The 13118-nt window shown below is 63.0% G+C and carries 11 protein-coding genes; all 11 read right to left on the bottom strand.

The genetic code is table 11. The features are described from left to right. Positions 1-298 precede the first annotated feature (298 nt). Positions 299-1066: an enoyl-CoA hydratase gene (locus K6T12_RS14275; RefSeq protein ID WP_222223549.1), complete on the bottom strand. Its 768-nt coding sequence runs from the start codon at positions 1064-1066 to the stop codon at positions 299-301. 14 nt (positions 1067-1080) lie between these two features. After that, positions 1081-2049 carry an NAD(P)H-dependent flavin oxidoreductase gene (locus K6T12_RS14270; RefSeq protein WP_222223548.1) on the bottom strand — a complete coding sequence of 323 codons (969 nt, stop codon included), beginning with the start codon at positions 2047-2049 and terminating at the stop codon, positions 1081-1083. A 42-nt stretch (positions 2050-2091) separates the two neighbouring features. Next, on the bottom strand, positions 2092-2730 hold the full coding sequence (locus K6T12_RS14265) for a DUF2889 domain-containing protein (protein ID WP_222223547.1): 639 nt from the start codon (positions 2728-2730) through the stop codon (positions 2092-2094). A gap of 21 nt (positions 2731-2751) precedes the next feature. Next, on the bottom strand, positions 2752-4419 hold the full coding sequence (locus K6T12_RS14260; RefSeq protein WP_222223546.1) for an AMP-binding protein: 1668 nt from the start codon (positions 4417-4419) through the stop codon (positions 2752-2754). Between the two features lie 102 nt (positions 4420-4521). Beyond that, positions 4522-4953 carry an SCP2 sterol-binding domain-containing protein gene (locus K6T12_RS14255; RefSeq protein ID WP_315853609.1) on the bottom strand — a complete coding sequence of 144 codons (432 nt, stop codon included), beginning with the start codon at positions 4951-4953 and terminating at the stop codon, positions 4522-4524. A gap of 13 nt (positions 4954-4966) precedes the next feature. After that, a complete protein-coding gene (locus tag K6T12_RS14250; protein WP_222223545.1) occupies positions 4967-6766 on the bottom strand; it encodes an acyl-CoA dehydrogenase C-terminal domain-containing protein in 1800 nt (599 codons plus the stop codon). A gap of 452 nt (positions 6767-7218) precedes the next feature. Continuing rightward, positions 7219-7848: a LysE family translocator gene (locus K6T12_RS14245; RefSeq protein WP_222223544.1), complete on the bottom strand. Its 630-nt coding sequence runs from the start codon at positions 7846-7848 to the stop codon at positions 7219-7221. Positions 7849-7949: 101 nt separating this feature from the next. Continuing rightward, complete coding sequence (locus K6T12_RS14240; RefSeq protein ID WP_222223543.1) at positions 7950-8366, bottom strand: hypothetical protein; 417 nt, start codon at positions 8364-8366, stop codon at positions 7950-7952. 391 nt (positions 8367-8757) lie between these two features. Further along, positions 8758-9606: a universal stress protein gene (locus K6T12_RS14235; RefSeq protein WP_222223542.1), complete on the bottom strand. Its 849-nt coding sequence runs from the start codon at positions 9604-9606 to the stop codon at positions 8758-8760. Next, positions 9593-11971 (bottom strand): efflux RND transporter permease subunit, encoded by a 2379-nt coding sequence (locus K6T12_RS14230; protein ID WP_222223541.1) that lies wholly within the window; start codon positions 11969-11971, stop codon positions 9593-9595. The genes K6T12_RS14235 and K6T12_RS14230 overlap by 14 nt, the downstream gene beginning before the upstream one ends. Next, positions 11968-13047: a WD40/YVTN/BNR-like repeat-containing protein gene (locus K6T12_RS14225; RefSeq protein ID WP_222223540.1), complete on the bottom strand. Its 1080-nt coding sequence runs from the start codon at positions 13045-13047 to the stop codon at positions 11968-11970. Before K6T12_RS14225 ends, K6T12_RS14230 begins: the two co-directional genes overlap by 4 nt. Positions 13048-13118: the final 71 nt, after the last annotated feature.

The following is a 13118-nucleotide window of genomic DNA, read 5'->3' as shown; positions in this document are numbered from 1 at the left end:
CCGGGGCCTCATCTACAGGGCAGTCTTTTCGACTTCGCAGCCCGCCTGGCTCACCGGCTCCTTGCGATGGGCGGTAGCTAATCACCCATCAACGAGAGATACAAGCAGCCCGCTCCGCGGGCGGCAAACCATGGATTTCGAAACAACAGCCGCAGGTCGCGGCCAGAGCCCGCTGCTACGGTAGGCAGGACTTCGTGCTTGTCGCGTATCGCTTGCAGCTCCCCGAAGGGGCATAAAAAAACCGGTTCCCGAGGGAACCGGCAAGCGATGCAGAATGCCTGGTGGACCAACCAGACTGTCAGGGCTTCTGCATGAAGGAGAGAAACGCCTGGCGGGCTTCCGCCGACAGCAGCCGCTGACCGAACAGGGTGGCCTCCTCGTCCAGCACCCGGCTGAGCTGGCTCTGCTGCTCTTTCTTCAGCAGCTGCTTGCTGAGCCGGACCGCCTCGGCCGGCAGCGCCGCCACCTGTCCGGCCCGTTCCAGCGCCGCCTGACGCAGTTGATCCGGCGCCACCACCTGGTTGACCAGACCGATCTCTTGCGCCCGTTCGGCGTCGAACGGCCGCCCCTCCACCAGCAGTTCGAAGGCGTGACGCTGGCCAATCCGCTGCGGCAGCAGCAGGCTGCTGCCGCCTTCGGGCACCAGGCCCAGTTTGACGAACGGCGTCTGGCAGCGCAGCGGCTCGGCGGCCACCACCAGGTCACAGTGCAGCAGCATGGTGGTACCGATACCGACTGCATCGCCCTGCACCGCCGCCATCAGCGGCTTCGGAAACTCCGCGATGCAGTGCAGGAAGCGGACGATGATCTTCAGGTTGTCCGGCTGTTGAGCCGCCGTGGCAAAGTCGGCGATATCGTTTCCGGCCGAGAAGCTGTCGCCCTCGCCGCGCAGCAGCACCGCTTGGATCTGATCGTCGTCGGCGGCGGCCTCCAACGCCTCCACCAGTCCGGCGTACATCGCCAGGGTCAGCGCGTTCTTCTTGGCCGGCCGGTTCAGTACCAACTCCAGCACGCCGCTGTCGTGGCGCGTACTCAGCAGTTCACTTGTTTCGCTTTTCTCGCTCATGGGGCCTCCGCCGTTCAGCCATCGATAAAGGGCGCGTTCTGATCGGCAAAGCGGTTGGCCGCTTCGCGATATTCGTCACGCATGGTGGCGATCAGATCGGCCACCGGCGGTGCGTCCTGGATCGAGCCGACGCCCTGGCCGGCCGACCAGATGCTCTTCCAGGCGGAGGCGCCCTCTTTCGGCGCGGTCAGTTCATCGCCCAGATCGACCTTCTTCTTGTCGCCGGTTTCGGTATCCAGGCCCGCTTCGGCCAGGCTCGGTTTCAGGAAGTTGGCCGGGATGCCGGAGATCTTCGGCGTATAGACGATATCGTTGGCGGCGCTGTCGATGATCATCTGCTTGTAACCATCTACTGCGTGACTCTCACGGGTGTTGATGAAGCGGGTACCCATGTAGGCCAGGTCGGCACCCAGCATCCGGGCGGTGGCCACATCCTGGCCGCTGGACATGCAGCCGGCCAGCAGCACGGTGCCGTTGAAGAACTGACGGATCTCGGAGACCAGCGCGAACGGGCTCAGCGTACCGGCATGGCCGCCGGCGCCGGCGCAAACCGCGATCAGGCCGTCAACGCCGGCCTCGGCCGCTTTTTTAGCGTGGCGGATGTTGGTGACGTCGTGGAACACCAGGCCGCCGTAGCTGTGCACCGCGTCGACCACCTCCTTGACCGCGCCCAGCGAGGTGATCACCAGCGGCACCTTGTGCTTCACGCAGAGTTCCAGGTCGGCCTGCACCCGCGGGTTGGTGTTATGGACGATCAGGTTGACGCCGTACGGTGCCGGATTATCAGCCTCGGCCAGGGCGGTGTTGATCTGCTCCAGCCACTGCTCGAACCCTTCGCTACTGCGCTGGTTCAGCGCCGGGAAGGTGCCGACCACGCCGGCCTTGCAGGTTTCGATCACCAGCTCAGGGCCGGACACCAGAAACATCGGCGCCGCCACCAGCGGCAGTTTCAGTCGACCGTCAAAACTCGCGGGAATCGCCATGGGTATCTCCTTGTCTGTTCTATTTCTTTTATGGCCAGCCAGTCAGTCATTTTGTCGTGCAGGTGCGCTACCCGGCGCCACCTCGATCGGCTGCACATCGCCAGTGTCGGTTGTTTTCTTACCAGCCGCCGAGGCCGGCAGCTGCTCTGTATAAAGGTCCGGCAGGTACTGCTTGATCACGCTGCCATTCTGCGCCCAGCCGTGACAGCTGTTCAGCATTACCTGGGCGCCCAGTTTCATCACATCCTCGCGGGCGCTGGGCCAGAGCGTCTGCACCGCGGTGGTGGCCAGCGGAATCAGCATCTCGCTGAGATGGGTACAGCCCTGCACCCCACCGAGCAGCTCCTTGACCTGGCGCTGCCAGCCCGGCCCGATGCGGGTGCTCTCCAGCTTGCGGAAGGCGCCGGCGATGCCGGGGCAGATCTTGAACGGCGAAGCGTCGATCGCCGCCTCCACCCGGTGGATCTTCAAGCCCGGGTCCAGCGTCAGCCGCAGCCACATATCGTGGAACGGCTCGCCGGCCGGCACGTAACCGTCCCGCTCCGGGTTATCCAGGCTGCGGGTTTTAACGTCGGTCATATGCCCTTCGATGTCCCAGAGCCCGTCTTCGCGCTGGAAGCCCTGGCAGACCACCGTGCGGGTGTGGTGCAGTTCGCGGCGGACCGGTTTCGATAACGGCATGGCTCTACTCCGGGTTCTCGCTCAGGCGGCGCTGGCGTTGTTGTCGTCCTTCAGCATGCGGCGCAATACCTTGCCGACATTGGACTTGGGCAGCTCGTCGACGAACTCGACGATCTTCGGCACCTTGTAACGGGTCAACCGCTCGCGGCACCAGTCGCGAATCTCCTCGCGGGTCAGGTCCTTGCGGTTGGCCACCACCACCAGTTTGACCGCTTCACCGGCCACCTCGTCCGGCACGCCGATCGCCGCGCACTCCAACACATCCGGGTGCGAGGTCACCGCGTCCTCCACCTCGTTGGGGTAGACGTTGAAGCCGGACACGATGATCAGGTCCTTGGCGCGATCGACGATGCGCAGGTATCCGTCCAGCTGGCGCACCGCGATATCACCGGTGATCAGGTAGCCGTCGTCGGTGAAGCAGGCGCGGGTCTCCCGCTGCCGCTGCCAGTAACCCATCATCACCTGCGGGCCCTTGACGCAGAGATCGCCCGGCGTTTCCGGTGGCTGCTCGCTGCCGTCCGGACCGGTGATCCGCACGTCGGTATGCACCAGCGGCAGGCCAATCGAACCGACCTGCACGCCGCCGGCCGGGTTGATCGACACCGCCGGCGAGGTTTCCGTCAGGCCGTAGCCCTCCATCACGTCGCAACCGGTAACCTGCTGCCACTGCTCGGCGGCCGCCTTGGTCAGCGCCATACCACCGGACACGGTGACTTTCAGGCTGCTGAAATCCAGTGCCCGGAAGGAGGCCTGGTTGCAGAGCGCGACGAACAGGGTGTTGAGGCCGAGAAACGCACTGGGCCGCCAGTTGCGCAGCTCCTTGACGAAGCCGGGGATGTCGCGCGGATTGGGGATCAGTACGCTGTGACCACCGCAAGCCAGTACGATCTGGGCGATGGTGAAGGCGTAGATATGGTACAGCGGCAGCGGCGAGATCACCGTCTGGGCCCAGTCCGGGCCGGCGCCACCGATCCGCTCGCAGCCCTGCAGCATATTGGACAGCAGGTTGGCATGGCTCAGCATCGCCCCCTTGGAGACCCCGGTGGTGCCGCCGGTGTACTGCAGCACCGCCATGTCGCCGCGCTTGCGCACCACATGGGTCGGCGTTTCGCCGAGGTGCTGCAGCAGTGCCTTGCGTAGCGGGATGGCTCCCGGCAGATGGAACTTCGGCTCCATCTTCTTGACGTACTTGACCGCCGCGTTCAGCAGGGTGCGCTTGACGAAGCCGTGCAGGTCGCCCACCTGGGTGACGAAGACATGCTTCACGCCGGTGTTGCCGATGATCTTGTCGGCGTTGTGCGCCATGCTCTTGTGGATCACCAACGCCTTGGCGCCGGAGTCGCGGAACTGATGCTCCATCTCGGCGGCGGTGTACAGCGGGTTGGTGTTGACCACCACCAGGCCGGCACGCAACGCGCCATACAGCACCACCGGGTACTGAATCAGGTTGGGCAGCTGGATGGCGATACGATCGCCCGGCTGCAGATCGGTGTGGCGCTGCAGGTAGACCGCGAAGGCCGCCGACAGCCGGTCCAGCTCGGCGTAGCTGAGGGTGCGCCCGAAGCTGGTAAAGGCCGGTTTCTGCGCATGAGTACGGCAGGCATGCGCCAGCAAATCGGGTATGGTTTCGAACCCTTGCGGGTTCAGATCGGCCGGAATCTCCTGGCCGTTGTGCTGGAAAGAATCCATCTAAGCCCCCAGGTTGTTGTTATTGTCTTGGCATCCGGGTGGTGACGGACGGCATCGGCCGCCGTCCGGGTCTTGCAGGTCGTTCAGAGACCGGAAAAGTTCTCAGGCGACCGGGAACAGGGTAGCCAGCTTGGTGGCCTCCATGATGTTGCCGTCGGCGCGGATACGGCCGGACATGAACGCCTGCATACCGTCGGTCTCGCCGGACATCACCTCCTGCAGGGTGTCGGCATCCATCGCCAGGGTTACGGTCGGCTCGTCGTGCTCGCCTTCGGCGATGGTGCAGCTGCCGTCATTGACCGCCACATACCAGTATTCGCTGTCGTTGATCAGGTACTGGAAGACGGTGTCGACGCCGGCGGCGGCCGCCGCGTTGAAACGTGATTCCATTTCGCCAAAGATGGTTTTCAGATCGGACATGTCAGTCACCTCGCTATTATTTTTGGGGCGGTATCGCAGCGCGTTCAGCCTGAGCAGGCCGCGCACCAGGGCGCGGCCTGCCGGATTGTTCAGCCAGTGCATCAGGCGGGCCATGGTTGGGCCAGCCTTAGAACTGGAAGTGGTCTTCATCCAGCGCCATCAGATTATCGGCACCGGACAACATGGTTTCCACCAGCGACCGGGTACGCGGCAGCAGGCGCTGGAAGTAGAACCGGGCGGTGGTCAGCTTGGCCTGGTAGAAGGCGGTATCGCCCTCGCCGGCGGCCAGCTTCTGCTGGGCCACCTGGGCCATACGGGCCCACAGGTAGGCCAGTGTGACGTAACCGGAGTACATCAGGTAATCGACCGAGGCGGCGCCCACTTCATCGCGGTTCTGCATCGCCTTCATGCCGATCTTCATGGTCAGTTCGCCCCACTCCTTGTTGAGCTTGTTCAACGGCTCAAGGAACTCCTGCATCGGCTGCTCGTCGGAATGGGCCTGGCAGAACTTGTGGACGATCTTGGTGAAGCCTTTCAGCGCCTCGCCCTGGGTCATCAGCACCTTGCGGCCCAGCAGGTCGAGCGCCTGGATCTGGGTGGTGCCTTCGTACAGCATCGAGATACGGCTGTCGCGCACGTTCTGCTCCATGCCCCACTCGCTGATGTAACCGTGGCCACCGTAGACCTGCAGGCCGTGGTTGGCGCTTTCGAAGCCCAGCTCGGTCAGGAACGCCTTGGCGATCGGCGTCAGGAACGCCAGCAGGCCGTCGGCTTCGGCACGCTCGGCCGGATCTTCCGCCATATGCGCCTTGTCCACCTGCAATGCCGACAGGTAGATCAATGCCCGGCCGCCCTCGGCGATCGCCTTCTGGGTCAGCAGCAGCTTGCGCACTTCCGGGTGCACGATGATCGGGTCGGCCGCCCTGTCCGGCGCCTTCGGGCCGGTCAGCGAGCGCATCTGCAGGCGCTCTTTGGCGTAGGTCAGCGAGTTCTGGAAACCCCACTCGGCATGCGCCAGACCCTGCAGCGCAGTACCCAGACGGGCGGTGTTCATGAAGGTGAACATGCAGTTCAGGCCCTTGTTCGGCGGGCCGATCAGGAAGCCGGTGGCGCCGTCGAAGTTCATCACGCAGGTGGAGTTGCCGTGGATGCCCATCTTGTGCTCGATGGAACCACAGCTGACGCCGTTGCGCTCGCCCACCCCGCCATCGGCGGTCGGCAGGAACTTCGGCACGATGAACAGCGAGATCCCCTTGGTGCCTTCGGGCGCATCCGGCAGCCGCGCCAGCACGATATGGACGATGTTGTCGGCCATGTCATGCTCGCCGGCGGAGATGAAGATCTTGGTGCCGCTGACCTTGTAGCTGCCATCCGCCTGCGGCTCCGCCTTGGTGCGCAGCATGCCCAGGTCGGTACCGCAGTGCGGCTCGGTCAGGCACATGGTACCGGTCCACTCGCCGCTGACCAACTTGGTCAGGTAGGTCTGCTTCTGCTGGTCGGTGCCGTGCGCTTCCAGGGTGTTCATCGCACCGTGGCTGAGGCCCGGGTACATGCTCCAGGACCAGTTGGCGGTGCCGACCATCTCGTTGATCAGGATGCCCAGCGACTCCGGCAGCCCCTGGCCGCCCCACTGCGGATCGTGTGCCAGTGACGGCCAGCCGCCCTCGACGAACTGCTGATAGGCTTCCTTGAAACCGTCCGGGGTAGTCACCTGGCCATCGTTGAACTGACAGCCCTGCTGATCGCCCACCTGGTTCAGCGGCGACAGCACGCGCTCGGCAAACTTGGCGCCCTCCTCCATGATGGCCGCCACCATATCGGGGGTAGCCTCGTCACAACCGGGCAGGTTCTGGTAGTGATTTTCAACATCCAGCACTTCGTTCAAAACGAACTGCATGTCGCGCTGAGGCGCTTTGTATTCCGGCATGGTGGATTACCTCTTGTTGTTCTGTCCGTGCCTAATCGCATTCTGGCAAGCGGCCGCACAGCCGCCCTTCAATGATCAACAGAATGGTTCAAAGGCCGCCGCCGGCCAATAACAAAACGCACCAGTTTTTATGACAAAACCTGGCAAGCGATGGCTGATATGGGCTGTGGATGAGAGAAGAAAAGAGAGCCGACTGTCAAATTCGGTCAGCAAGAGTGACAATTCGAACCCGGCAGTGGCTGTTCGAATAGGATGACATTGACCGCCTCCCTGCCCCATATAACCGGGGCCAGGTGGCCTGACGGGCCCGGCATGGCTGAAGGCCAATCGAACGATACTGGAAGAACAGCGAGACATGCTTGCTGACTTGTATTGAACAAAGCGAAAGCAACGACTATCTGTACCGATGAGTGCACAAACGAAAAAATCCGCCTGGAGTACACTGCTACTTGCTACTTGCTTGTAGCCAGGCGTGCAGCAAGGCCCAAGAAGATGACACCTAAGATGCCATCGATATGACGCCCTAATTTAAACTTGTTGCCTACAACGGCACCAAGCTTACTAAACGACAGTGAAAAGAAGATATTTACCAACAACGCAATACAACTCAGTACCACTCCCAATACCAGAATCTGAGCAGTCAGGTTGAACTGTACATTGGTAAATTGTGGCAAAAACATACTGAAAAACAGCAGTGCCTTGGGGTTCATTAGGTTATTTAGCAGGCCTTGATACATCAGCCGTGTTGAACCAAGCGACTTGGTTTCAGATGTGCATGTCGATGCCGAGCCACTTTTGAACCATACCCGCAACAGATTTAACCCAAGCCATGACAGATACAGCACCCCGACAATTTTTATAGCCCACACCAGCGGAGGCATTGCCTGCAAAAGTTGCCCCAAACCAAAAGCTACTAGCAGCGTTTGCAGCAGACCGGCCACAAAGATACCCGCGGATATCATAAAACCTGCTTTAAACCCTTTGGACGAGGCGTAGGAGGAGATCAGTAACAGGTCTGGGCCAGGGGAGATTGCCAGAAAAAATACCGCTATCAGGAATACTGGCAATATAGAAAAATCCATCCTTGGTGCTTCCCTAGTAAACTCGCGCTTAGATTTGCGGAACTGAATAGCCTAGGCGGCTTTTGAGAGCCGGGATACAGACCCCGATCGGGCCCGCCGGATCAATGATGCCGCGGGCCGGGCTTGGCGCCTTGATTATCGCCAAAGCCGCCTTGAGGACTGAAGTAACCACGATCTTCGCCGATCGCCTCCAGATCATCCAAAACGTAGTTCAGCAGCAGGATATGCAGCAGCTCGTTCATGCAGAGGTGATCGAATTCGCCCCGGGCCGGCAGGATGTCGGCCATCTCCATCGACAGCAGGCCGTCCAGCTGCATGAAGGCCTGCAGCACCACGTATTTCGGGCCATATAGGTCATAGAGTTTGGTCAGCGTCTCGCCGAGAATGCGCTCGACCTGGTCGGCAGCGTTGCGCAGGTATTCGTACTGGTGTCGCTGGGGAGACGCCCATTGCTGCTCCCAGTCAGCCAGCACGGATTGTCTGATGGCGGCCAGGGCTTCGAGCAGGTCGGTATTCACAACAGCAGTCTCCAAGGAATCGAGATAGTCGGTGCGCCGCATGATAATGGAATTCAGCAAGGTTCGACACAGCTCCGGGCAGTGTCCGTCAGTCCTGGAGTGTCGCCCTCTGAACGGGCTGCTGCGAGGCAGGGCCCTGTAGCAGCGGGCTCCGACCGCGACGGGGTTGGCACGGTCCGCGGGTGTCGCCTGCGGAGCGGGCTGCTACGGCGCTCAGACGCTGTAGCAACAGGTTCTGACCGCGACGGGGCTGACATGGTCGCCGGGTGTCGCCTTCTGAGCGGACTGCTACGAAGCGCGGCAGCCCTGGAGATAATTAAAAAGATAAAAAACGCCCGGCGATGCCGGGCGAAGATGGTTAGCAAGGTCTAACGGATCAGGAGAAAGCGTTTCAGTCGCCGACCAACAGCGTCTTCAGTTCATCGGCCAGGCCGGGGCGCAGCACCATGATGTCGGTCTCCAGCTTGTCGAGCACCTGCTCGGCGGTGTTGCCCAGCAGCACGCCCTTCAGGCCGCCGCGGGCGTGGGTGCCGATTACTACCAGCGAAGCGTCGAGCTGTTTGGCCACCTTGGGAATCCAGAAGTGGGGCGGGCCCTCGCCGATATGGTTGGCGTACGGCTGGAGGCGCAGCCGGTCCAGCAATGCCTCGACCGCCTGGCGGGCGTTCTGCTCGATCAGGGCCGGTGCCTGATGCTTCGGCTCGGCGCCCCACATTGGCGCCAGGGTAGCGCAAACGGTATGCAGTTCGGCACCGGCCTGCTGGGCGATGCAGGCCGCCATCAGCAGCACCGACTGGTTATGGCGGTCGGCCGACTCCCGTTCGTTGAGCGGGTCGATTGCCGCCAGAATGCGGCCGCCGGCCCAGCGTGCCGGGTTCTTGACCAGCAACACCGGGCAGGGGGTATCGCGCAGTAGTTGCCAGTCGCGCGGCGCCAGCAGCGAGGGCTGATCGTGGCGCTGGTCGCAGCCTTTTACCAGCAGTGCGAAATGGTCCTGCTGCCAGCGCTGACGAATCATCCGCTCCAGCGAGTCGACCGTCTCGCCGCGCTGCCAACGCAGGCCGCTGTCGGCCAGCTCCTCCAGCGCCTCCTGGTAGCCGTGCCAGGGCTCGCCGGCGCCGATCCAGACCAGCTCCAGTTCGGCGCCCATCCGCTCGGCGATCAGCCGGGCGCGGGTCAGCGCCCGCAAGCCATGGGCGCTGTCATCCAGCGCCACCAGAATCCGTTTACTGAACAGCATCAGAAACCTCCTTTGAGGACACGCGTACCTCCTTGGGCAGCAGCAGGCAGGCCAGCGCCGGCAGCAGGATCAGCGCACCGAGCATGTTCCACAGGAACATGAAGGTCAGCAGAATGCCCATATCGGCCTGGAAGGCGATCGGCGAGAAGATCCACAGCACCACGCCGATCGCCAGCGTCATACCGGTGAAGGCGACCGACTTGCCGGTGGTACGCAGCGTCTCCAGGTAGGCACGCGGCAGCGCATAGCCCTGTACCAGGTAGGTACTGAGCTTGGAGTAGATGTAGATGCCGTAGTCGACACCGATACCGACCCCCAGCGCGATCACTGGCAGGGTGGCGACCTTGACGCCGATGCCCAGCCGAGCCATCAGCGCCTGGCAGAGCAGCGAGGTCAGCGCCAGCGGCACGATGATGCAGATCACCGTGCGCAACGAGCGGAAGGTCGCCAGGCAGAGCAGGCTAACCACGCCGTACACCCACAGCAGCATCTCGTACTGGGCGGTGCCGATCACCTCGTTGGTGGCGGCCTCGAAGCCGGCGTTACCGGCCGCCATCAGGAACTGGATGTTGTCGCTGTTATGCCGGTCGGCAAAACTGCCAACCGCCTCGGTGACCCTCTGCAGGGTTTCCGCCTTGTGGTCGTCGAGGAACAGGATCACCGGCAGCAGCGAGCAACTGCTGTTCATTAGCCCGGCCGGTACGTAGCTCAGCGAGGCGTTGATCACGTACTGGTTGCGGCTGATCGAGCGCCACTTCAGGTTGCCCTCGTTGAGGCCGGCGGTGACCCGCTCAGACACGTCGGCCAGTGACAGGCTGCTCTGCACACCGGATACATTGGTCAGGTACTGCTGGAAACGGTCCACCAATGTCAGGGTTTCGAAGCGGCTGCACTGCTCCTTGCCGGTGGCCACCATCACCACGAACACGTCGCTGGAGGTGGAGTAGTTGGCGGTGATGAAGGCGTTGTCCTGGTTGTAGCGGGAGTCGGCACGCAGTTCCGGCGCGCCGGCATCCAGATCGCCGATCTTCAGGTCCTGGCTGGCATAAAGGCCGATCAGCACGAACAGCCCGGCCACCGCCACCGCGCTCCAAGCACCGGCCGGACGGGCGAAGACGGTCAGCAGCTGCCAGCGGCTGTGCGGCTGGCTGGCGCTGCGCCGGGCGCGCTCAATAGCCCGCCGGCCGACGCCGGCATAGGACATCAGCAACGGCAGCAGTAGCAGGTTGGTCAGGATGATTACCGCCACGCCGAGCGCCGCCGCCACCGCCAGGTCCTGGATCACCTGGATCTGGATCACCATCAGGGTGACGAAGCCGATGCCGTCGGAGAGCAGGGCGGTCAGGCCGGGAATATAGATCGCCCGGAAGGCGCGCTGGGCGGCGGTCAGTTTATCCGCTCCCTGGCCGGCCTCCAGCGAGATGGTGTTGACGATCTGCACGCCGTGGCTGACGCCGATCGCAAATACCAGGAACGGCACCAGCATGGAGTAGGGGTCCAGCCCGTAGCCGAGGGTTTTCAGCAGACCCAGCTGCCAGATTACCGCCACCAGCGAACAGGCCAGCGGGATCAGCGTGCCGGTCACACTGCCGGAGTAGAGAAACAGCAACACCAGGGTGACGCCCAGCGCGATGGCGAAGAAGATCGCCACCTGCACCGCGCCGTCGATCAGGTCACCGACGATCTTGGCAAAACCGGTGATATGGATGCGGATACCGTCGCGCTGGTACTTGTCGCGCACCAGCTTCTCCACCTGGGCCGAGAACTGCTGGTAGTTCAGCTTTTCGCCGGTCTCCGGGTGCTTGTCGAACAGCGGCACCTGGATCATCGCAGAACGGAAGTCGTTGGCCACCAACCGGCCGACCTGACCGGAGCGCAGGATATTGATCCGCACCTGTTCCAGGCTCTCCGCGGAGCCGTCGTACTCGGCCGGAATCACCGGTCCGCCGACGAAACCCTCTTCGGTGACCTCGGTCCAGCGTACGTTCGGGGTCCAGATCGACTTCAGCGCCGAGCGGTCGACGCCGGGGATGAAGAACAGCTCGTCGGTGACCTGCTTCAGGGTCTGCTGGTAGTCGGCATCGAAGATATCGCCATCGGTCGCGGCCACCACCACCCGGATGCTGTTGCCGAGCCCGGACAGGTCATCGCGGTAATCCAGGAAGTTGGCCACGTAGGGGTGCTGGGTCGGGATCATCTTGACGAAGCTGGCGTCCGGCCGGATCTGGCTGGCCTGCACCAACAGCCAGACGGTCAGCAGCGTAAACAGCGCCAGCACCAGGCCGCGACTGTTGAACAGCAACCGCTCGATCAACTGCTCGCTGGCCCTGATCGGCGCCAGCAGATTGGAACCGATACCACTCATTTCGCACCCTCCCGTGCTGCCATCGCCACGCGACTGACACCCCCTTCACCCACCAGGATCAACTGCTCGCCACTGGCCACGCCAGCGCTGAAACTGCGCCGTACCGGCGCCTTGCGGCTAACAAAGCCGTCCGCCGTGCGTTCCAGCAGCAGACCACCCTGGCCGACCAGCCAGAGCCCGCCATCCTGCCGGATAGCACCGTTCAGGGTAGCCCGCTGCGCTAGCTCGACCGGTTGCCAGTCCTCGCCATCTTCAGAATGGAACAGGTGGCCGCGCAGACCCAGCAGGTAGAGTCCCTGCTGTTCGGCCATCGCGAACCAGGAACCCTCATAGGGGCTGTCCACTGCCTGCCAGCGCTCACCCAGGTCGTCGGAGCGCAGCAGCAGGCCGGCCTCGCCGGCGATCCACAACCGGCCCCGGCTGTCGGCCAGCAGGCTGTTCAGGTGGAAACGGTCGGGGTTGGGCAGCCGATGATCGAGGCTCTGCCAGCTCTGGCCGCTATCGGTGGTCTTCAGGATCAGGCCGTAGCCGCCGATTACGAAGCCGGTATTGCGGTCCTGGAACCAGACATCCAGCAGTGGCACCGACGGGCCGTCTTCCCGGGCCAGTTCAGCATCGTCCAGCGCATACTGCAGCCGCTCCAGCTGCTCCTCATCGGGGCTGTCGGCGTTTTCCAGTTCGGCCAGCGCCTGCTGCAGCTGCTCGACCCGCAATTGGTTGATCCGGTCTCCAGTCAACTGGCGCTGCCAGCTGGTACCACCGTCGCTGCTGTGCAGCACCACGCCGTCGTGGCCGACCGCCCAGCCGTACTGGTCGTCGACAAAACTGACCGCCGTCAGCAACACGCTGACCGGCACCTGGGCCTGGCGCCAGTCGTCCCCCTGGCTGTCGGACAGCAGCACGGTGCCCTGTTCGCCGACCGCCACCAGCCGTTGCGGTAGCCGGGCGATATCCGTTAGCACCGCCTGGGCAGCCCGGCTGCTGGGCTGTGCAGGGGTCTCCAGCCGGTCGGCCTGGGCCGAGACCAGTGGCGCTGCCAGCCAGGCCAGCAGCAGGGTAATCGTTCTGATTCGCATAAACGCCCCAATTGTTATTGTTCTGGGCTATTTTTTGATACCCCGCTCAGCGCTCGGCAAACGGGGTTTAT

Source organism: Marinobacterium arenosum (assembly GCF_019795155.1).
Classification (GTDB): domain Bacteria; phylum Pseudomonadota; class Gammaproteobacteria; order Pseudomonadales; family Balneatricaceae; genus Marinobacterium_C; species Marinobacterium_C arenosum.
Note: the sequence above shows the minus strand (reverse complement) of the source record. Positions and strands in the feature narration are given on the sequence as shown.